Origin of the sequence: Vallitalea guaymasensis (assembly GCF_018141425.1) — a bacterium.
Classification (GTDB): Bacteria; Bacillota; Clostridia; order Lachnospirales; family Vallitaleaceae; genus Vallitalea; species Vallitalea guaymasensis.
Map to the genome: position 1 here is coordinate 4,453,212 of NZ_CP058561.1, position 22,251 is coordinate 4,475,462.

20 protein-coding genes are annotated in these 22,251 nt (G+C 33.5%); 19 read left to right on the forward strand and 1 reads right to left on the reverse strand.

What is annotated here, in order from left to right; translation table 11 throughout:
- Window positions 1-179 precede the first annotated feature (179 nt).
- Genes HYG85_RS19065 through iolG form a run of 5 tightly spaced genes read left to right on the forward strand, consistent with a single transcriptional unit; the run spans window position 180 to window position 5,588 of the window.
- Entirely contained in the window at window positions 180-1,160 is a 981-nt protein-coding gene (locus HYG85_RS19065; protein WP_212690999.1) for a substrate-binding domain-containing protein, read from the forward strand.
- Between the two features lie 22 nt (window positions 1,161-1,182).
- Window positions 1,183-2,700 (forward strand): sugar ABC transporter ATP-binding protein, encoded by a 1,518-nt coding sequence (locus HYG85_RS19070; protein ID WP_212691000.1) that lies wholly within the window; start codon window positions 1,183-1,185, stop codon window positions 2,698-2,700.
- Complete coding sequence (locus tag HYG85_RS19075) at window positions 2,693-3,685, forward strand: ABC transporter permease subunit (protein ID WP_212691001.1); 993 nt, start codon at window positions 2,693-2,695, stop codon at window positions 3,683-3,685. Before HYG85_RS19070 ends, HYG85_RS19075 begins: the two co-directional genes overlap by 8 nt.
- A gap of 38 nt (window positions 3,686-3,723) precedes the next feature.
- On the forward strand, window positions 3,724-4,560 hold the full coding sequence (locus tag HYG85_RS19080) for a sugar phosphate isomerase/epimerase family protein (protein WP_212691002.1): 837 nt from the start codon (window positions 3,724-3,726) through the stop codon (window positions 4,558-4,560).
- Window positions 4,561-4,574: 14 nt separating this feature from the next.
- Window positions 4,575-5,588: an inositol 2-dehydrogenase gene (gene iolG / locus HYG85_RS19085; RefSeq protein WP_212691003.1), complete on the forward strand. Its 1,014-nt coding sequence runs from the start codon at window positions 4,575-4,577 to the stop codon at window positions 5,586-5,588.
- A gap of 61 nt (window positions 5,589-5,649) precedes the next feature.
- Here iolG and HYG85_RS19090 read toward each other — a convergent pair whose 3' ends face one another.
- On the reverse strand, window positions 5,650-6,432 hold the full coding sequence (locus HYG85_RS19090; protein ID WP_212691004.1) for an SDR family NAD(P)-dependent oxidoreductase: 783 nt from the start codon (window positions 6,430-6,432) through the stop codon (window positions 5,650-5,652).
- Between the two features lie 201 nt (window positions 6,433-6,633).
- Here HYG85_RS19090 and HYG85_RS19095 point away from each other — a divergent pair, with 201 nt between their 5' ends.
- The 14 genes from HYG85_RS19095 to HYG85_RS19160 all read left to right on the forward strand — a co-directional run bounded on the left by HYG85_RS19095 (window position 6,634) and on the right by HYG85_RS19160 (window position 22,215).
- Window positions 6,634-7,569 (forward strand): AEC family transporter, encoded by a 936-nt coding sequence (locus HYG85_RS19095; RefSeq protein ID WP_212691005.1) that lies wholly within the window; start codon window positions 6,634-6,636, stop codon window positions 7,567-7,569.
- A gap of 62 nt (window positions 7,570-7,631) precedes the next feature.
- Window positions 7,632-8,144, forward strand: coding sequence for a GNAT family N-acetyltransferase (locus HYG85_RS19100; RefSeq protein WP_212691006.1), 513 nt, complete (start codon window positions 7,632-7,634; stop codon window positions 8,142-8,144).
- Window positions 8,145-8,181: 37 nt separating this feature from the next.
- Window positions 8,182-9,006 (forward strand): AraC family transcriptional regulator, encoded by an 825-nt coding sequence (locus HYG85_RS19105; RefSeq protein WP_212691007.1) that lies wholly within the window; start codon window positions 8,182-8,184, stop codon window positions 9,004-9,006.
- A gap of 44 nt (window positions 9,007-9,050) precedes the next feature.
- Window positions 9,051-9,506, forward strand: a complete 456-nt coding sequence (locus HYG85_RS19110) for a GNAT family N-acetyltransferase (protein ID WP_212691008.1) — start codon at window positions 9,051-9,053, stop codon at window positions 9,504-9,506.
- A 100-nt stretch (window positions 9,507-9,606) separates the two neighbouring features.
- Window positions 9,607-11,592, forward strand: coding sequence for an alpha-amylase family protein (locus tag HYG85_RS19115; RefSeq protein WP_212691009.1), 1,986 nt, complete (start codon window positions 9,607-9,609; stop codon window positions 11,590-11,592).
- Between the two features lie 151 nt (window positions 11,593-11,743).
- Window positions 11,744-12,406 (forward strand): class I SAM-dependent methyltransferase, encoded by a 663-nt coding sequence (locus HYG85_RS19120; RefSeq protein WP_212691010.1) that lies wholly within the window; start codon window positions 11,744-11,746, stop codon window positions 12,404-12,406.
- Between the two features lie 602 nt (window positions 12,407-13,008).
- Complete coding sequence (gene arcA / locus HYG85_RS19125) at window positions 13,009-14,235, forward strand: arginine deiminase (RefSeq protein WP_113671384.1); 1,227 nt, start codon at window positions 13,009-13,011, stop codon at window positions 14,233-14,235.
- Window positions 14,236-14,334: 99 nt separating this feature from the next.
- The gene (gene argF / locus HYG85_RS19130; RefSeq protein WP_212691011.1) at window positions 14,335-15,321 is read left to right on the forward strand and encodes an ornithine carbamoyltransferase; all 987 of its coding nucleotides are present in this window, start codon (window positions 14,335-14,337) and stop codon (window positions 15,319-15,321) included.
- A 24-nt stretch (window positions 15,322-15,345) separates the two neighbouring features.
- Window positions 15,346-16,395: a 2,4-diaminopentanoate dehydrogenase gene (gene ord / locus HYG85_RS19135; protein ID WP_212691012.1), complete on the forward strand. Its 1,050-nt coding sequence runs from the start codon at window positions 15,346-15,348 to the stop codon at window positions 16,393-16,395.
- Window positions 16,396-16,421: 26 nt separating this feature from the next.
- Window positions 16,422-16,730 carry a 2-amino-4-oxopentanoate thiolase subunit OrtA gene (ortA, locus tag HYG85_RS19140; RefSeq protein ID WP_276515012.1) on the forward strand — a complete coding sequence of 103 codons (309 nt, stop codon included), beginning with the start codon at window positions 16,422-16,424 and terminating at the stop codon, window positions 16,728-16,730.
- Entirely contained in the window at window positions 16,723-18,120 is a 1,398-nt protein-coding gene (gene ortB, locus HYG85_RS19145) for a 2-amino-4-oxopentanoate thiolase subunit OrtB (RefSeq protein ID WP_276515013.1), read from the forward strand. The genes ortA and ortB overlap by 8 nt, the downstream gene beginning before the upstream one ends.
- An 81-nt stretch (window positions 18,121-18,201) precedes the next feature.
- Entirely contained in the window at window positions 18,202-18,582 is a 381-nt protein-coding gene (locus tag HYG85_RS19150; protein WP_212691013.1) for an ornithine aminomutase subunit alpha, read from the forward strand.
- A 3-nt stretch (window positions 18,583-18,585) separates the two neighbouring features.
- Window positions 18,586-20,802, forward strand: a complete 2,217-nt coding sequence (gene oraE / locus HYG85_RS19155; protein ID WP_212691014.1) for a D-ornithine 4,5-aminomutase subunit OraE — start codon at window positions 18,586-18,588, stop codon at window positions 20,800-20,802.
- Between the two features lie 39 nt (window positions 20,803-20,841).
- Window positions 20,842-22,215: a GlmL-related ornithine degradation protein gene (locus HYG85_RS19160; protein ID WP_212693798.1), complete on the forward strand. Its 1,374-nt coding sequence runs from the start codon at window positions 20,842-20,844 to the stop codon at window positions 22,213-22,215.
- Window positions 22,216-22,251: the final 36 nt, after the last annotated feature.

Sequence of the window (22,251 nt, forward strand, 5' to 3'; positions counted from 1 at the left end):
CATATTTTTACACTTTTTTGGATATTGGAAACTCAAACGACCTTGGAGTAAAAATATTACACGTAAATAAAATAGTATATTATCTTGAAAATGCATGTCTATTAAGGACATGTATTTTATTTTACAATTATATATGAAGGAACCTAATAAAATTAATAATCAAACAAGGAGAGATTAAAATGAAGAGATTTTTGGCATTATTATTTACATGTATTTTAACAGGTGCGTTATTTGTTGGTTGTGGTGGGAAAGCAACTACTACAGATAATAGCGTAGATGACGGAAAAGGGGAAAATGAAAAGATTAAGATAGGGTTGACTATGTCATCTCGTGACCAATTCCTATCAACTTTGGAAACTGCTGTGAAAGATGCAGCAAAAAAACAAGATAATGCAGAGATAATAGCATTTGATGCAGAAAATGATATACAAAAACAATTATCACATATTAGCAGCTTTGTATCACAAGATTGTGGTGCAATCATTGTTAATTTAGTCAATACAGATACGACTGAGGAAATTTTGAAGGCAGCTGGAGATGTTCCTGTTGTATTTGTTAATAGATTGCCTAACCAACCTATTCTAGAAGAATCAGATAATTCTTCCTTTGTAGGTTCTGATGAATATGAAGCTGGTCAGTTACAAGCAAAATATCTAACTGAGTACTTCAAAGATAAAGATGATAAAGAAATCAATTATGTATTATTTATGGGTACACTGGGTTTACAACATACTAATGCACGTACAAAAGCTGTAAAAGAAACTCTAGAAGAAAATGGATTCACTTTAGTCAAACAGTTTGAAGATACAGCAGAATTCGACCGTGCGAAAGCTATGGCAAAGATGCAGCAATTCATTGGGACAGGTAAACCTTTTGATGTTGTCATCGGTAATAATGATGAAATGGCTCTAGGTGCTATAGAAGCATTAAAGTCAGCTAATAGATTAGAGGTTCCAGTTGTTGGGATAGATGCTACAGCTAATGCTCTTGCAGCTATAGAAGCTGAAGAAATGGCATGTTCCGTATTCCAAGATGCTGGAGGACAAGGTTCAGGAGCATTTGATTTTGCTTATAAAATGGCTCAAGGTGAAAAAGTAGATAAATATGGATGGATACCTTTCAAAATAGTTTCTCTTGATAACTTAGCAGATTTTAAATAGTAGATGTGGAGGGTAGACTTCAATGAGTGAATATATATTGGAAATGTTGGATGTGGTTAAAGTGTTTCCAGGGGTCAAAGCGTTAAAAGGTGTTGATTTCAGGGTTAGACCTGGAACTGTGCATGCTCTCATGGGGGAAAATGGAGCAGGTAAATCTACGTTAATGAAATGCTTGATGGGCATTACCCAAATGACTTCTGGAAAGATTGTTTTAAAAGACAAAGAGGTAAATATCAAAGATACATTATCGGCACAGGAACAAGGAATATCCATGATACATCAAGAGCTTAATGTGGTTACAGCAAGAAGTGTATCAGAGAACATATGGCTGGGCAGAGAACCATTGAAAAATAAAATAATGATTGACCATAAAAAGATGAAACAGGATACATTAGAACTATTAGAGAAGTTACATATGGATATCAATCCAGATGAGCTGATGAGCAACTTGACTGTAGCTAAGATGCAAATGGTTGAAATAGCTAAAGCTGTATCATTCAATGCTGATATTGTAATAATGGACGAACCAACTTCAGCGCTTACAACAACTGAAGCGGAGCAATTATTCAAGATAATAAATAATCTTAAGTCTGAGGGTGTAACTATAATCTATATTTCTCATAAGATGGATGAGATTTTTAGGATTTGCGATGAGATTACTGTCCTACGAGATGGGGAATTTGTTGGTAGTGATTATTCAGCTAACATGGATATTGATAAATTAATTTCTCTTATGGTAGGTAGAAAACTTACTGAGATGTTTCCTAAAATAGACTGTGAAATAGGGGAGACAATACTTAAGGTGGAAAATTTAGCTTCTGAGGATTCATTCCATAATGTTTCCTTTGAACTACATAAAGGCGAAATTCTTGGCTTTGCAGGTTTGGTAGGTGCTGGAAGGACAGAAATAGTCGAGACCATATTTGGAATTAGACCTAAGACTGAAGGCCATATATCTATAAATGGTAAAGAGGTTAATATTAATAATCCATATGATGCATTAAAAAACGGACTTTGTCTGTTGACTGAGGATCGTAAAAAGATGGGTATAATTCCTGTCTTGAGTGTTAGAGATAATACTATTTTATCCAGTCTTGATAATTATTCAAAAGGGATAAAACTGGATCACAGAAAAATCCAGTGTGATACTGAAGAATATATTGATAAATTGAACGTGAAGACTGCGGATTATGATACAGAAATAGAAAGTCTTAGTGGTGGTAATCAACAAAAAGTTCTAGTGGCTAGAGCATTGTTGACCAATCCAGATATATTAATGGTTGATGAGCCTACTAGAGGCATAGATGTTGGTGCAAAAGCAGAGATACATACATTATTGACTAAGCTTGCAGGTGAAGGTAAGGCAATTATAATGATTTCATCAGAAATGCCTGAAGTACTGGGAATGAGTGACCGTATACTTACAATGCATGAAGGTAAAATGACAGGTATCATCAGTAGAAAAGACGCCAGTCAAGAAGTAATAATGAAATATGCAACTGAAGGTTTTGAGACCAATGAGGAGGATAATAATGAATAAGTCTTTTGATGTAAAAAAATTTGCTAGTAAAAATTCCATATATATTGTATTGATATTTTTAATTATCGTTGTCACTATTGCTTCTCCTAAGTTCTTGACAGTGGGTAATATAATAAATCTATTTACAACAGAATCCATTAAGGGATTATTGGCTCTTGGTGTTGCTTTTTGTATTTTGTCAAAAGGCATTGACCTTTCTCTTGGTTCAATTGTAGCATTATCAGCAGTTGTTTCAGCAAGTTTGATCCAGAATCCCACCTATAGTGCTCAGATGTTCAAGGGTCTTGATATGCCTATTGGCATTGGAGTACCAGTTGCCATAGTTGCGGGAATATTGGCAGGTACAATCTTTGGAGTCATTAATGGCGCTCTCATTGCTTATACTAAGATTCCACCTTTCATTGCAACTCTAGGTAGTATGGTTGTGGTTAGAGGCCTTGCAATGCTGTATACCAATGCATATCCTGTTCCAATGTTGAAGAATGAATTCAAAACAGTAGGACAGGGTAACATTCTTGGTATTCCTAATCTCCTGATAATTCTTATTCTCTTTGCGTTAATTGCTTGGTTCTTGCTTAATCATACCAAATTCGGTAAGAATGTTTATGCTATCGGAGGTAATGATGTAGCCGCAAGAGTCGCTGGAATAAAGGTTAAGAAAAATATTATTCTCGTATATACATGGTCATCTTTCTGTGCTGCTGTAGCAGGAGTTTTATTAGCAGCAAGAACAGGTTCAGGTATTGCAACTCTAGGACTTAATTATGAACTGGATGCAATAGCTGCTGCAACCATCGGGGGAGTAAGTCATAATGGTGGTGTTGGTCGTATCGGCGGTGTTATTGCTGGTATATTGATACTTGGTGTTGTTAATAACGGGTTATTATTATTAGGGGTTTCACCATATATACAACAGATTGTAAAAGGTCTGATTATTGTGGGTGCTGTAGTATTTGATATGAGAAAAAATGCAAAAGCTGCTTAGTTATTAAAAGTGAGTATGTAAAGAGGAGGATATTAGACATGAAAATCTGTTTTAATCAAGCAACAACTATGAAAAATTCTACTTTGGAGAAAGATTTAACATACTGTGAGAAATACGGATATGACCTGATAGAAATAAGATTAGATAAACTCAAGGATTATCTTGAAAGGAATACCATTGAAGATTTAGCTGAATTTTTCAAACAAAATAAGATTAAACCTTTTGCATTCAATGCACTGGAATTCATAACTTTTAGAGATAAAGAAGGATATGAAGAGATATTGGATAATCTCAAGTTCTTATGTGAAATGGGCAATATAATTGATTGTAAAAAGATTGTTGTAGTGCCTACATTTGATGTAGGGGATTATACTAGGGAACAGATAAAGACGGAAACTGTTGAGAAGATAACTGAATTAGCTAATATAGCTGATAACTACAATGTAAAATTAGCTTTTGAGTTTGTAGGCTATCCTAATTGTTCAGTTAATAGGTTTGAACAAGCCTATGACATAGTTAAAACGGTTAATCTACATAACGTAGGACTTGTCTTGGATTGTTTTCATTTTCATGCTATGGGTTCTGATATCAATGATTTAAAAAAAGCCGATGGAAACAAAATCTTTATTTTTCATATTGATGATAGTGAAGACCTTCCAATAGGTGCAATTCGTGATGATAAACGATTATGGCCTGGAGATGGAGTCATTAATCTAGATGAAATATTAGCTACACTAAAAGTCATTGGCTATGATGAAATGGTTTCTGTTGAATTGTTTAGACCAGAATATTGGGATATGGATATAGAAGAAACAATTAGAATTGGAAAAGAGAAAACAGAAAAAATCATATCTAAATTATTTTATGTTGAGTAGGGAGGGTTTTGGATATGGTTAAAATAGGTATCATAGGTATAGGTAGAATAGGGAAAATTCATACGGAGAATATATGCTACAATATTCCAAAAGCTGAAGTGACAGCCATTGCAGATATCAATATGACAGATAAAGTAATTAAGTGGGCTGATGGTTTAGGTATTAATAGATGTTACAAGGATTATAGAAAAATCCTTGGAGACAAAGACATAGATGCTGTACTTATTTGTTCATCAACTAATACCCATGCTCCTATATCACTTGAGGCAATAAAGGCTTCTAAACATGTTTTTTGCGAGAAACCAATAGATTTAGAGGTTCACAAAATAATGGAAGTCATAAATGCTTTGGAAGAGAAAAATCTTAAGTATCAAGTAGGATTCAACAGACGGTTTGACCATAATTTCAAAGCTGTTAGAGAAGCAGTTAGTAATGGTAAAATAGGAGACCCGCATATTTTAAAAATAACATCTAGAGATCCAGCTCCACCATCAATAGATTATGTAAAAGTATCAGGGGGATTGTTTCTTGATATGACTATACATGATTTTGACATGGCTAGATATTTGGTTAATAGTGATGTTGAGGAACTCTATGTTCAGGGGGATGTTCTCATTGATGAAGAGATTGGTAAAGCAGGAGATGTAGATACAGCGTTAATCTCAATGAAGATGGAGAATGGCACCTTAGCTGTAATAGATAATTCAAGAAAAGCGGTATACGGTTATGACCAAAGAGCAGAGGTATTTGGTTCAAGTGGTATGCTAACTACCTCAAATGATAAGCAATCCACCGCCATGCTAAGTAATGAACAGGGTGTCCTTAGTGAAAAGCCGTTATATTTCTTTTTAGAAAGATATATGGATTCTTTTAGAGAAGAAATGAGCTGCTTTATAAATGCTATAGTAAATGATGAGCCTGTACCAGTTGGAGTTTATGATGGACTAAAAAGTGTAATAATAGGTATGGCTGCTAAAAAATCATTAGAAGAAGGTAGACCAGTAAAGATTTCTGAAATCAAATTTTAATTATTATAAAAGGGCTGAGACATTAAAAATCTAATGTTCCCAGCCCAATATTTTGTAACTATTATTTTTCTTTTAATAAACAATATTGAGCAATATTAATTGCTGCCTCTCTTGGTAAAAGCCTATTAAGCTGTCTCAAAATATTATTCTTTATGCCTACTACTTTGAATAATTTATTTTTCATCAGAGCATTATAACCGGCAGTTGCAACTCTCTTGGATGACAGCATGGATTGGAATATACGTGCTTTACCGGAGCCTTTAGCACAATCAGTAAAATTAGTATCAGTTGGACCAGGACATAGAGCGGTAACTCTTAACCCATATGGTTTGAATTCATTATGAATAGCTTCTGTAAAGTGTAAGATATAAGCCTTGGAAGCAAAGTATACAGCCATATAAGGACCACCTTGGAAGGCACTTGTTGAGGAAATGTTCAATATTCTTCCATGTCTTCTCTTAGCCATGTCTTTAGAAAATAGTTTTGTCATATGGGTGACGGCTCTTATGTTAAGTTCAATTAAGTCTAATTCTTTTTCAAGATTAGTCTCAATGAATGGACCATATGTTCCGAATCCGGCATTATTAACTAATATATCTACTTGGATTTCCCTGTCAGTTATTATTTTATACACTTCATCAACTGCATTTCTTTTGGTCAGATCTCTCTGAATGAGACAAACAGGGACTTTATAAGTTTTTTTTATGGCATTTCTAGCTTCATAGAGTGCAAGGATATCTGTACCAACCAATATTAAGGGGTAATTATTCTTTGCAAATATTCTAGCCAGCTCTAATCCTATACCTTTATTACCACCAGTTATCAATACGTAACCTTTTTTCACATTATCACCTTATTTCAAAATATAGATATAGTTTTTGTATTTATTTGTTATTTATACAAGTACAATAATCAACTCATATGGTAAATTATGTTTTTCATATATGATAATAATAGTTATATTCTATACTGTTTTGTGGTATAATTTTCAATGATATGTTTAATCGAAGGCTTTATAAATTAGATAACAAGAAAGGATAACATAATGGAACTAATATCAAAAGTAATGCCTATTCTTATTTTATTTTTAATAGGTTTTCTTATAAGGAAAACAAATTTTCTCAGCAAAGAAACTATTGATGGTATTAAAAAAATAGTTATTGATATGGCCTTACCAGCAGTATTATTTATTGCATTTGTAAATATAGAATTAAAGAAAGAGTATGTAGGATTAATTTTTTCGATTATTCTTCTATGTAGCATAATGTTGTGTATTGGGTTTTTGTTGACTAAAATACCAAAGATAAGCAACCCTGTTCTACCTTTTGTCCTATGTGGATTTACTTTTGGTTTATTAGGAATTCCTTTATATATTACAGTTTTTGGTGAAACTAATTTACCATCTATGGCAATAATGGGTGTGGGTCATGAATTTTTTCTATGGATAATATATATGTCAGCTGTTAAATTAGTATTTAGTAATGAAAAACTCAGCCTAAAAACGTTAAAAGGCTTTCTGACTTCTCCATTAATCATAGCCCTTGTTTTAGGTATTACTGTTAATGTATTGGGATTATCTAATCTGTTACATGAACAACCTGTACTTAACGGATTATACGTTACGTTAGAGTATTTCAGTGAGATAGCTACACCGCTTATTCTTATAGTGATTGGGTATGGATTATCTTTTGATAAAGAGTTCACTAAGTATACTATTATCTATGTAATCATGCGTTATGCAATAATGTTGACTGTAGGTTATTTAATAAAATTCTTGATAATAGATAGATTCATGACTTTTGATAAATACCTTGAATATGCTTATTTTACATTGCTTATATTACCACCACCATTTTCACTTTCCATTTTTGTGGCTAGATATGGTGATGAAAAGAACGCTAAGCTTGTAAATAATATAACAGTAGCCACTACTTGTGTATGCGTTATAACTTATATAGTGTATGTTTTTATTGCCATATAGGCAGTTGTATTTATGAGTTTAAGTGAGATTAATATAAAAAATGAATAGGAGATTGAATTATTATGGCAGAGATAATTAAAGCAAAAATAGATGATATAGCTGATATTATGAAACTAATCAATGACTGTGTTAATAATATGAGAGCAAATAATATATTTCAATGGGATGAAGATTATCCTAATGAAGAAGTAATTTTAGAAGATATAGCTGATGGTAACCTCTATGTAATGAAGGATGAAAATAGGTTTTTAGGTATAATAACCCTCAATGAAGAACAAGATGAGGAATACAAAACTGTTGACTGGAAGAGCAAATCATCAGATATTCTTGTAGTACATAGATTAGCTGTAAGTCCTTTGGGACAAGGGAAAGGTATAGGAAAGAGTTTCATGAGTTTTGCTGAAGATTTGGTTAGACAAAAAAACTATAATTCCATTAGATTGGATACTTACAGTGGTAACCCTATCGCTCTTTCATTCTATAAAAGATTAGGATATGAAAAAGTTGGAGAAGTATATTTCCCAGGGAGAGAATTAGCTTTTTACTGTTATGAGAAGATATTTGGAAGTAACTAAGTGGTACTAGATATAGCATGATGTAAGGGGTAATTGTATGGAGGATGAGAAAAATTTTAGTAAGGCTTATTTGTCTAATTTGAATGTTAATCTTATTATTGCAGATTATATTCATTGTGATGATACATGGAAAGAAAAAAGTTATATTCCTTATTTCAATAAGTTATATTATATATGTGAGGGTGATGGATGGGTGGAGACCGGTAACAAGAGTTTGTTCCCCAAAAAAGGGGATCTGGTCATAATACCAGCCAATCAACCACATGCTTTTTCATATATCAATAGTAACTATTATAAAAAATATTGGTGCCATTTTACTGCAACCATAGGTGATAAGAACCTTTTTGATATTTTTGATTTTCCTAATATAATTAATATTGAAGAAGATAAAGATTACTTTATTAAGTTATTCAAGGAATTGGTTATCCTTGATAGAAGGAAAGATATTTCATCTGTACTAAAGGCAAAAGGAGTGCTGTTAGAGATTATTGCATATTTCTTGGATAAGATTAATGTAAAAGAATTACGTATGTACAAATCACCTTCAATAGAAAAACTGGAACTGATAATATCATATATTGAAAAACATCTAGCAGAGCCTATTACTGTTGAACAGTTAGCAGATATTGCTCATCTACAGGTGAATTATTTCATCAAGTTTTTTCGTTTGCACTTTGGAAATACACCAATGAATTATGTGAAAAGACAAAGACTGGAGAAGGCTAAACAGTATCTATTAAATTCAGACCTATCAATTTCTGAGATTGGACAAAAAGTGGGTTATACGGAAGTTAGTCATTTTTCTAATCAGTTCAAGAATTATACGGGGATAACGGCTTCTGTTTATAGGAAGCAGAGGTAAGTATGTAATAACTGGTTATTGAAATCTTAAGGAGGGCAAAGGACTTGGAAATTAAGATTAAGCATTTTGCAGAATTAAATACAGAAGAAATATATGAAATATTAAAACTAAGAAATCAAGTTTTTGTTGTTGAACAAAAATGTATTTATCAAGATTGTGATGATAAAGATAAAATAGCATATCATCTTCTTGGTATAGAAGATGGCAAAATTGTTGCTTATCTTAGAATTCTACAAAAAGGAGTTTCTTATAATGAAATATCCATTGGAAGAGTTTTGACAGATATAGATTATCGTGGAAGAGGATTAGCAAGAGAAATAATGATAAAAGCTATCTATTTCATAAAAAACAACTTAAAGGAAAAAGAGATTAAAATTTCTGCACAGAAATATTTGACAGATTTTTATAAAAGTCTTGGATTTGTTATTAATTCAAATGTGTACTTAGAAGATGGTATCCCACATGTTGAAATGATTTGTAATATGATTGATGATAAATAATATGTTAATATTATTAAAAAACAAGTTAATAATTGTAAAGAAAGTCCTCCTAAGATTTGTTAGAATTAATAACAACTAAGAATATTAAGGAGGAATTTTTATGGGCAAAATGCCATTTAGACAGATTCATTTAGATTTTCATACAGGAGAGAATATTCCAGGAGTAGGTAGCAAATTTGATAAAAAACAATTTCAGAATGCATTAATAAAAGGTCATGTCAATTCAATTAATATATTTGCCAAAGGTCATCATGGATGGCTATATTATCTAAATGGTGTTAGTGAATCACATCCATCTCTAGAAATTGATTTATTAGGAAACATGTTAGAAGCATGTAAAGAGATAAATGTAAGAAACCAAATATATATATCAGCTGGTTTGGATGAGATGATGGCAAAGAAGCATCCAGAGTGGTTGTTTAGAAATAAAGACCAGAGTACAACATGGGTGAAAGATTTTACAGTTGCTGGTTATCATGAGTTGTGTATGAATACACCATATCTTGACTATTTATTGAATCAGGTTGAAGAAGTGGTAAAGCGATATGATACAGAAGGAATCTTTCTTGATATAGTGGGAACTCGAAAATGCTATTGCCAGACTTGTATGAATCGGTTAATAAGTGAGGGAAAGGACCCAAGAGATGATAAGGCTGTCAGTGAACTAGGAGAAAGAGTATATAAAAATTATCTGCAAAGGATAGAAGAAACCATACATAGTATTAAACCAGATATGAAAATCTTCCATAACAGCGGTCACATGGAAAAAGGAAGAAGAGATCTATTTGGTTATTATACACATTTTGAATTAGAATCATTACCTACTGGTGGATGGGGATATGACCATTTCCCACTATCTGCTAGATATATACAAGGTTTAGGGAAAGAGTTCTTAGGAATGACAGGAAAATTCCATACGACATGGGGAGAATTCGGAGGTTTCAAACATCCTAATGCGCTTCGATATGAAGCAGCCCTTAACCTGGCTAATGGAGCTAAGATATGTGTTGGAGACCAGATGCATCCACAAGGAATGCTTGATGAAGTTACATATGGATTAATTGGTGAAGCATATAAAGAGGTTGAAGAAAAAGAAGCTTGGTGTGATGATGTTGAGGCTGTAGCTGATATTGGTTTATTATCTGAAGAGTGTATAAAAAGAAAAGATATGGATAACCCTCATGATTTTGTAGGTAAAAGTGACTCAGGAGCTGTACGTATGCTTCTAGAAGGAAATTATCTATTTAATGTTATAGATATGGAAGAAGATTTTAGTAAATATAAAGTTATAATACTACCTGATGTAATATTATTGGATTCATGTCTAGAGAAAAAGTTAAAAGAATATATTAGACAAGGTGGAAAAGTACTGGCTACAGGACTATCAGGTTTGGATGAAAATGAAGATAGATTTGCAATTGACCTAGGTATAAAATATGAAGGCAAAAATCCCTATAAACCAGATTATTTTATCCCTCAATTCAGTTATCAAGGACTAGGAAGCACCTCATTCATCATGTACAGTGATGGTATCAAGATTTCACTTGACAAAGGTGAAATATTAGGAGTAAGAGAAGATTCATATTTCAACAGAGACCTATTACATTTTTCTTCACATTTCCATACACCTAATGAGCCTGGTAAACGTTCACCTGGAATGGTGAGAAGTGATTCTGGTATCTATATTGCATGGAAAGTTTTCAGTGATTATGCTACTAAGGGACATCTAATATTAAAAGACATGGTCAAGTATGCATTAGATGAATTGTTGATTGATTCCAAAACATTAGTAACCAGCCTTAAAGAACAAGGTGTAACGACACTTCAACATCAAAAAGAGCAAGGCAGATTCATACACCATCTTCTATATGCAGTACCAGTTAAACGTGGTGAAGGTGTAGAAGTCATTGAGGATATAGTACCAATATATGATATACAAGTTCAATTGCAAGTTGAGCAAAATATAGAAAAAGTATATCTAGCACCTCAAATGATGGAAGTTGAGTTTTCACAAAAAGGCAATAAAATAACTTATACTGTAGGAAAATTAGATTGTCATCAGATGGTTGTATTGGAATATAGATAAATATGATAAAATATAATAACTACAAAAATATTTTACAATCCAGTTAAGAAGGGAGAGGCTTTAAATTAAGTGTAAAACTAACTTTGGAGATTCCAATATTGAATACAGGAAATTTCGACCAACATATCCAAAAGATTTATTTGAGAAAATCATGAAGAATGTAGACGGGTGTTTGAGAGCTGTTGATTTAGGTGCTGGCACGGGGATATCAACTCAATACTTATGTAAGTATTTTAAAGAGGTATTTGCTGTTGAACCAGATAGTAGAATGCTTAATAAGTCTAATGTTCCTAATAATTGCAAGGTATATAACTGTACATCAGAACAATTTGAAGTAGAGCCTGATTCTGTTGATGTTATTACTGCCGGAAATTCATTCTATTGGATGAATGGTGAAGATGTCATCAAAAAAATATATAGATGGCTAAAAGGTAAAGGCATATTTGCTGCCTATAGGTATGATTTTCCACAGATAGAATCTCAGGTTCAGTCAATTATACAGGAAGAACTAGTGCAAAGATGGAATTTATATAGAAGTGATAGATTGATTAATACTGATTATACTATAAATGCAATTAGAAATTCACAGCTATTTTCAGAGGTTACTATAATTACAATTCCTAATGTTGTTGAATTAAGTGCAGAAGAAGTAGTTGGATTCTTCAGATCGACTTCTTACGGATCAGCTTATATTAGAACACTAGAAAATAAAGAAACATATATTAGTCGATTAACAGATGACATCAAAAAAGTATCTAATAATACTAAAATCCCTATGGACTTTAGTATTGAATTAATCATTGCGATAAAGTAAGGTAAAGTATAAATTTTTTAATATTTATATAATGATATGCTCCGCTTATGGTAGACGGTATAAAAGATAAAAACTGTTTACCAAAAGTAGGAGCATATTTTTTGTAAGAAACCTAAAATGAAATGCTGAACTTAAAAAACCATAGGTATCAAGTCAAAATAGTTTTTAAAAAAAAGCTAGAGGGGACAACTATAGTTTTTTTAAAAAATTTAATAAAAAAATTTTATTTATATTTAAACGTTTTCAATAAAGAAAATACAGTAATAATGGGGATTTTTGTTGAATATTTATCCGAAAAGCATTGAATATAAATTCATAATATTTTAAAGGTAATTTTAATTAAAAAATGTGGTTGTTATTGGAGGCTAATTATGTGATAATATGTATGTGAAAGTGCATGTTTCTGACATATGAACCATTTTATTCATGGGCGATATACTTATGATTTTTTCTATTTAATTAAGCTATGACTTATAGTTTTTTCTTGCTAATGAGATAACAAATGTTTGAATTATTAATGAGGAAGTTGGATATTTGTCACTTAATTATTATATCATACAATTTTCTCAAATATAAAAATACTATTTAAAAGGGGGAAGTTGATGTCTTACGATAATCCACTCCATGTAACATCTGAAATAGGCAAGCTTGTTTCAGTAATTCTTCATAGACCTTCAGCTGAAATAGAAAATTTAACACCTAATCTTATGGAAAAACTTTTATTTGATGAAATTCCGTATCTAAAAGAAGCTATAAGGGAACACGACTATTTCGCTAGGACATTGAAGGAACAAGGGGTTGAAGTTCTTTACTTACAGGACTTGGTAGTTGAAGCAATAGAGGATAAGAAGGTTAGAGAAGCTCTAATAAAAGACTTTTTAGATGAAGCTAGAATATATGATGAAAGAATGAAATATGCGCTGTTAGAGTATTTTGATAATAAAGATGACGGTATGTTAATTAGAAAAATGATGTCAGGGATAAGAAAAAATGAAATACCAAATATAGCAAAATCATTAGCTTACTTAGTAGATGAGACCTATCCGTTTATACTGGACCCTATGCCTAATCTATACTTTACAAGGGACCCTGCCGCTGCAATCGGGAACGGTATAACAATTAATAAGATGAGAACGTGTACTAGAAATAGAGAGACACTTTTCATGAAATATATAATAGAGCATAATCCAAGATTCAAGGATAGTGACATTCCAATATTATATAATCGTAATGAAAAAACATCTCTAGAAGGTGGCGACACACTAATTCTCAATAAAAATGTTTTAGCTATAGGTATATCAGAAAGGTCAGAAGCACATTCGGTAGAAACACTTGCAAAAAATATCTTCAAATCAGGTCAGAGTTTTCACACAATACTTGCATTCAATATACCCAAAAAGAGAGCATTCATGCATTTGGACACAGTCTTTACAATGATTGATTATAATAAATTCACTATTCATCATGAGATAGAAGGTCCATTGACAGTTTATTCAATAACCAAAGAGAAAGATGATTCTATAAAAATCACTGAAGAAAAGGCAACATTACAGGAAATATTGAAAAAATATCTTGGATTAACTGACATTACTTTAATAAGATGTGCTGGTGGAGATAAGATAGATGGACCAAGAGAACAATGGAATGACGGTTCTAATACTCTTGCAATAGCTCCTGGAGAGGTTGTAGTTTATTCAAGGAATTATGTAACAAATAGGATACTTAATGAGAACGGTGTTAAGACACACGTTATCCATAGTTCCGAGTTGTCTCGGGGCAGAGGCGGTCCAAGATGTATGAGTATGCCTATCGTAAGAGAAGATATTTAATTATCTATATAAATTGAACTAAACATATTTAACTGTTTCAACAAGTTCAACTTTTATATCTAAGATAAAAATAATATAAATTTTAAGGAGGAAGGTATTATGGCATTTAATTTGAAAGGAAGACATTTGTTATCATTAGAGGATTATTCTAAGAAGGAAATTGAGTATTTGATTGATTTAGCCAGTGAATTAAAAAGACAAAAATACGCAGGTATAAGACCTAAGAATCTTGATGGCAAAAATATAGCACTAATATTTGAAAAGCCTTCTACAAGAACAAGATGTGCATTCGTGACAGCTGCTGTTGACGAAGGTGCTCATCCAGAATATCTAGGAAAAGGTGATATTCAATTAGGTAAAAAAGAATCTGTTGCTGATACAGCTAGGGTACTTGGAAGAATGTTTGATGGTATCCAATTTAGAGGATTTTCCCATGATACAGTATCTGATCTAGCAAAATATGCTGGTGTTCCTGTATGGAATGGATTAACAGATAAATTCCACCCAACTCAAATATTAGCAGATTTCCTTACTATATTTGAACATAAAGGTTATTTGAAGGGAATAAAATTCGCTTATGTAGGCGATGGCAGAAACAATATGGCTAACTCATTGATGATAGGTGCTTCAAAGATGGGTATGGACTTTAGAATAGTATCTCCAAAAGAATTGTTCCCAGAGCAAGAATTAGTAACTAAGGCTGAAGTATATGCTAAAGAATCAGGTGGTTCTATAACAGTTACAGATTCTGTTGAAGAAGGTATCAGTGGTGTAGATGTCATCTATACTGATGTATGGGTTTCCATGGGTGAAGAAGAGCAGTTTGAAGAGAGAATCAAGTTGTTGAAGCCTTATCAAGTAAATATGGAAATGGTGAATATGGCTAATAGTGAAGTTATCTTCATGCATTGTCTTCCAGCTTTTCATGATCTTAAAACTACTGTTGGTAAAGAAATAGAGAAGAAATATGGTATAAGCGAAATGGAAGTTACCGATGAGGTATTTGAAAGCAAATACTCAGTTGTATTCGATGAAGCAGAGAATAGAATGCATACTATAAAAGCTGTGATGGTAGCTACTTTATAAGTATTAGATATAGGAGGATAAGGTATGGAAGATATAAAAGTTATAATATGGGGATTTGGAGCTATGGGCAGCGGAATGGCTAATATGCTGTTAAAAAAACAAGGTGTCGAAATAGTCTCGGTATGTGATAAAGACCCTAATAAAATTGGGAAAAGCATGTATGAAGTTTTGGGAGTAGAGAAAAAGGATAGAAGAGAGGTCATCATTAGTGGTGACGAAAATGAAATTTTTACAGAGAAATGTGCAGATGTAGCATTATTATGTACAGATTCTTATGTTAAGGGTGCTTTTGATAAGATAGTATACATCCTTAAGAAGAAAATCAATGTAATATCAACGGCTGAAGAGATGGCATATTCAAGAGCTCAGTCTCCTGAGTTGTCAGATGAAATAGATAAGGTAGCAAAAGAAAATGGTGTATCAGTTTTAGGAACTGGAATTAATCCAGGATTGATTATGGACTTATTGGCTGTTGTTTTAACAGGAGCTTGTGAAGAAGTTGAAAGTATAGAGTGTGAAAGAGTCAACAGTTTATCACCTTTCGGACCAACAGTAATGGAAGAACAAGGTGTAGGTATTAAAGCAGATGATTTTGATAGAAGAGTTGAAGATGGTTCTTTGGCTGGTCATGTAGGTTTTGCTGAGTCCATAAGGATGATTACAGATGCAATCGGCTGGAAATTGGATGGACCAATAAGCCAAGGATGTAAACCTATTATTTCCAACGTTTATAGAGAGACACCTTATGCCAAGGTAGAAGCAGGTAATGTAGCAGGTGTCAACATGGTTGGTCATGGAATGGTTAATGGGGAAAGAAAGATCAATATGATTCATCCTCAACAAATAGAGCCTGAGCTTGAAGGGGTAAGTACTGGTGATTACATAAGAATCAAAGGTGTTCCAGATGTAAATATGGCTATTAACCCAGAGATTCCAGGGGGAATCGGAACTATTGCTATGTGTGTGAATATGATTCCACACGTAATCAATGCAAGAGCTGGACTAAAGACCATGTTGGATTTACCAGTTCCAAGAGCTATTATGGGTGATATGAGAGATATGATAGAGGAATAAGTTAGTACCAAAGGAGGGTATTTATTATGATAGCAAGAAAAGGTGACTGGGTTAGAATTCATAATATTGTTTTAGAGCCTGATAAGAGGGCTAGTCATGTACCGGATGATACAAAAAAATGTCCTCTTGAAATGTGGGTAAAAGGTTATTTAGTTAATGAAGAAGCTTGTATAGATGATAGAGTTACTGTAAGAACATATATTGGTCGTGAGATAGAAGGTACTTTGATAGAAGTCAATCCAAGCTATCAACATACTTTTGGAGATTACATTCCTGAGCTTTCTTATATTGGTAACCAGCTTAGGGCAATTCTAGGAGGTGAAGATAGTGAGTAGAGATACTAGTTATGATTCAATAATGAGCAGAAAAAATGAGATAATGAAAAAAGCAGTTGGTATTGACTACACTGAGTTTGAAAGAGAAGGCGTTGTTTTTGACTATGAAGGTATGATGAAAAAAACAGGCTATGAACTTAACCAGGTAAGAGAGATTGAAAAGAAAACCAGTGTTGGTGATACACCTGTTTATGAACTTAAGAATCTTACAAAACTTGCTAGAAAAATAGGTGGCAGAGGTAAAGGTGCCAGAATATTTTTAAAGGACGAAGCAGCAAATCCATCAGGCAGTTTCAAAGCTAGAAGAGCAGCAGTATCAGTTTATCATGCAAAAAAATTAGGATATAAAGGTGTGGTAGCTGCGACTAGCGGTAATTACGGTGCAGCAGTTGCAAGTCAAGCAGCCATGCAGGGACTAAAATGTATCATTATCCAAGAATGCTATGACAGTGAAGGAAAAGGACAGCCAGAGATCATTGAAAAAGCAAGGAAATGTGAAGCTTATGGTGCTGAAGTCATACAACTTACAGTAGGACCAGAGCTATTCTATACTTTTTTGAAAGTACTTGATGAAACAGGTTATTTCAATGCTTCTCTTTATACACCTTTTGGTGTGGCTGGTATTGAAACTCTTGGATATGAACTTGCTACATGGTTCAGAGAGAATGAAAATAAAGACCCTGATGTAGTAGTTGTCACTAATGCAGGTGGTGGAAACTTGACAGGAACAGCAAGAGGTTTATTGAAATCAGGAGCCACTAATACCACTATAATAGGAGCAAGTGTTGATTTGACAGGACTTCATATGGCAAGTGACAACCAGTTCAACAAGAAATCATTTACTACTGGTCATACAGGTTTTGGAGTACCTTTTTCAACTAATCCAGATAGATCAGATGTTCCAAGATCAGCTGCAAGACCATTAAGATATATGGATAGATATGTTACTGTTTCCCAAGGGGAAGTATTTTATATGACAGAAGCTATGGCAATGATTGAAGGACTTGAAAGAGGACCTGCCGGAAATACATCAGTAACAGCAGCATTCAACCTTGCTACACAGATGGATGAAGATAAAATAATAGTTGTACAGGAAACAGAATATACAGGAGCTGGTAAGCATGTATCTGCTCAATTATCTTTTGCAAGAGAAAACGGTATAAGTATAGAGATTGGTGATCCAGTTAATCAAGTTCCAGGTAAGAATATTATATTACCAAAACATCCTAGCCTAATAAAAGCTAAAGAGTTAGATATGATGAAATTGAAGAAATCTTATATTAAGAATCTAAAAACAGACAAAGGATTTTCAGATGATGAAATTAAGTTCATAGCTGAAGAAATAAGGCTAAGTGAGGAAGAAGTCAAGAGAATAATAGAAGAAATGTAATGGTAATGGATATAAGAAAAATAACAATCCATTAGTAATGGGGACTTAATGTGAAATAGTTTAATTATAAGGAGGATGTTTATGGGTAACAATCGACTGGATGACTACGAATCAAGAAGGAAACATTTGGAGAATCTGACAGAAGATCAATTGGAACAAAGATTCTGGGAGTTGGCTGAAAAAATAGTTGACCCTATGATAGAGATGGCTAAGAATAATACTTCTCCATCAATTGAACGTTCGGTATTATTGAGAATGGGATTTTCCAGTATTGAATCTAAAGCTATAGTAACATCTTTAATGGAGAAAAAGAAGCATCTTGTGGGAAAAGGTGCTGGACATTTAGTATATAGAGCCGCAAGGGATAAAGATTTATCAATAAGAGAAGCAGGACTAAGGTTAGCTAATAATGACGAAGAGCTATGGGCTCACTTAGAACAAGTCTTTGGGGGAGGAAAGTAACAAATGAATCTAAAACCTAATGAAAAACTGGATATAGATAATATCTTGGAAGATTTAGAGCATTATTCACCTCGTAGAATGGGATGGCATTGGAGAGATGGTAGAGGAGAAGTAAGAGAAATTGGACCATTTTGCTACAGTGACACTAGTGAAAACTTAACGCAGAGTCAACCACTTCCAGCTGCTCATTATTTCAATAACATTGACCCACAGCCTGATAGCGTTATCACAACTGAGATAGCATCAGGAAGGTTTGAAGATGATATACGTAGAATGCGTATGGCTGCTTGGAATGGTGCTGACCATCTTATGGTAATAAGAACCGCAGGACAAAGCCATTTTGATGGTTTAATAGAAGGAACTCCACAAGGTATAGGTGGAATTCCAATAACAAGAAAGCAACTTAGAGCTCAGAGAAAAGCACTAGATTACATTGAAGATGAAGTGGGCAGAGAAATCAATTACCACTCATATGTAAGTGGTGTTGCAGGACCAGAGATAGCTGTAATGTTTGCAGAAGAAGGAGTCAATGGAGCTCATCAAGACCCACAATATAATGTTTTATACAGAAATATCAACATGATTCGTTCTTTTGTTGATGCAGCCAATGCAAAGCATGTAATGGCATATGCAGGTATAGTACAGATAGATGGAGCTCATAATGCTAATGCAACTGCAAGAGAGGCATGGAGAGTAATGCCAGAGCTTATGGTACAGCATGGACTCAATTCAATGTTTTCAGTAAAATCAGGAATCAAAAAAGAAAATATATGCTTATCATCTGTTCCACCAACTGCTCCACCAGCACCTTGTATGAAGCTTGACCTACCTTATGCTATAGCACTAAGGGAATTGTTCAGAGAATATAAGATAAGGGCTCAGCAGAATACGAAATACATGGGTTCATCAACAAGGGAAGCTACAGTAACCCATACTCTTAACCTGCTTATTTCCAAGCTGACAAGTGCTGATATACAATCAACTATAACTCCTGATGAAGGAAGAAATGTACCTTGGCATATATATAATATAGAAGGTACTAATACTGCTAAACAAGCCATGATAGGTATGGATGGATTAAAAGACATGGTAGCCTTGAAGAGAGATGAAGGATTCCTCCCAGAGAAGATACGTGAATTAAAAGAACGTGCTGTATTATTTATGGAAGAGATACTTGATATAGGAGGCTATTTCAATGCAGTTGAAGCTGGATTCTTTGTTGATTCAGGTTGTTATCCAGAAAGAAATTATGATGGTATTGTAAGAAAGATTAATGGTGGAGTTGGTGCAGGTACAGTTTTCACTAGAGATGAAGATTATATGGCGCCTGTTACAGCATTCTTCGGATATAATAATCTTGCTCAATATGGGGAAGAAGCTGTTAAGGACCCTTCATCACTAATAGACGGATGTACTTTTGAAGATAGAAGCAAGATAGTATACATAGATGAATTAGATGAAGAAGATAATGTATATAAGAGATTGGAAGAAACAAAAGATATAAGAAAAACTTCTATATTAAAACCAGAAATGGAATGGATGGGTGATGGAACGGTACTTATAACTATGATGTTACCCACTGATGAAAGAACAGCAGAATTTGCAGCAGTTGAGATAGGCAAGAAAATGAATCTTGAAGAGGTTGAAGTAATTCACAAACAAGTTATGCAAATGGCAGAGGGGACTAGAATTGAAATAAAAGGTAAGGTATCATTTGGGGTTGATATCAATGACCTTGTAATACCTCCAAAGCCAATCGTAATGAGTGATGATGAAATAAGAGAAGATGTAAAGAATAAGCCTATGAAGATTGTTGCAGGAACTATTGGGGAAGATGAACATTCTGTAGGTCTTAGAGAAATATTAGATATTAAACATGGGGGAATCGAAAAGTACGGAATCGAATGTCATTATCTTGGAACATCTGTACCTGTAGCAAAGATCGTGGACTCAGCTATAGAACTTAATGCAGATGCTATACTGGCTTCAACTATAATAAGTCATGATGAGATTCATTATAAGAACATGAAAAGAATCAATGATTACTGTATTGAAAAAGGTATAAGGGATAAGATAATTATTGTAAGTGGAGGAACACAAGTTACACCTGAAATAGCAGTCAAGAACGGTATGGATGCTGGATTCGGAAGAGGATCAAAAGGTGTGGATGTGGCTACATTCTTAGTTAAGAAAAGAAGAGAGAATGAAAAAGATAGATAGACAAAAATAGGAGTCTCTAAGAAGAAATGAGTGATAAAAATGAAAGTGGATCTTATTTCAGCTGAGATAGGAAGTACAACTACAGTTGTTAATGCATTTGCGGATATGGAAACAGATCATCCCAAATTTGTTGGTCAAGGTCAATCCTATACAACTGTTCTTGAAGGAGATGTGACAAAAGGGCTTAAGCATGCTTTTAATGATTTGAAGAAAAACTTGGATGCCCCTTTTATTGAATACGATGAATTCTTTGCTACCAGTAGTGCTGCCGGGGGACTTAGGATGACTGTTCATGGCTTGGTTCATGACATGACAGTAAAAGCTGCAAAAGAAGCTGCATTAGGAGCAGGTGCCAACATCAAATTCATAACTTCAGGGAAACTAAGAAGAACGGATATCAAGACGTTAAAAGAAATCAGACCCAATATCATTTTATTAGCAGGTGGAGTTGATTTCGGGGAGAGGGATACTGCGTTATATAATGCAGAGTGTATTGCTGGTATAGAAGAGTTGAAGGATACACCTGTCATATATGCAGGCAATGTTCAGAATCAAGAAGAAATCAGAGAAATATTTGAAGAAGTTTCAAGGCGAGTTTATATTGTGGAGAATGTATATCCTAAGATTGATAAGCTTAATGTGAAACCCACAAGATTGAAAATTCAAGAAGTCTTTGAGGAACACATAACAAAAGCACCAGGTATGGAGAAGGTACGAGAACTGGTAAATATGAATATATTACCTACACCTGGGGCTGTTATGAAAGCAACTCAATTATTAGAAAAGGAAATAGGAGATTTGGTAGTTGTAGATGTAGGTGGAGCTACCACAGATGTCCATTCTGTGACAATGGGTAGTGATGAGATCAATGAAATATTAGTAAGTCCAGAACCAATGGCAAAACGTACAGTTGAAGGTGATCTTGGAGTTTATATTAATGTTAATAATATAATAGACAATATGACTTTGGAAGAGCTTTCTAGAAAAATGAATATTGATATGGCTGTTCTACAAGAGATTATAGATAACTACAAACCTATTCCTGAAACAAAACTTCAGAAGGATCTGATAAAACAATTAACTCTTGAAGCTAGTACCATTGCTATTAAAAGACATGCAGGAACCTTAAGGTATCTATATGGTACAACAGGTAAAAAGACTATAGCTGAAGGAAAAGATTTAACTAATGTAAAGTACATAATAGGAACAGGTGGTGCATTAACTAGACTTGAAGGAATAGATATTCTCAGAAAGATGGTACAGGGTAATGGAGACGAATTATTGCCCTCAAAAGATGTGAGAATATTAGTTGACAGATTATATATAATGGCCTCATTAGGTGTAATATCAGAAAAATATCCAAAAGGAGCACTAAAATTACTATTAGAAAGCTTAGAACAAGATAAAAAATAGCTTTTAAATTATTTATTAATATTTGTATTGTTCTAT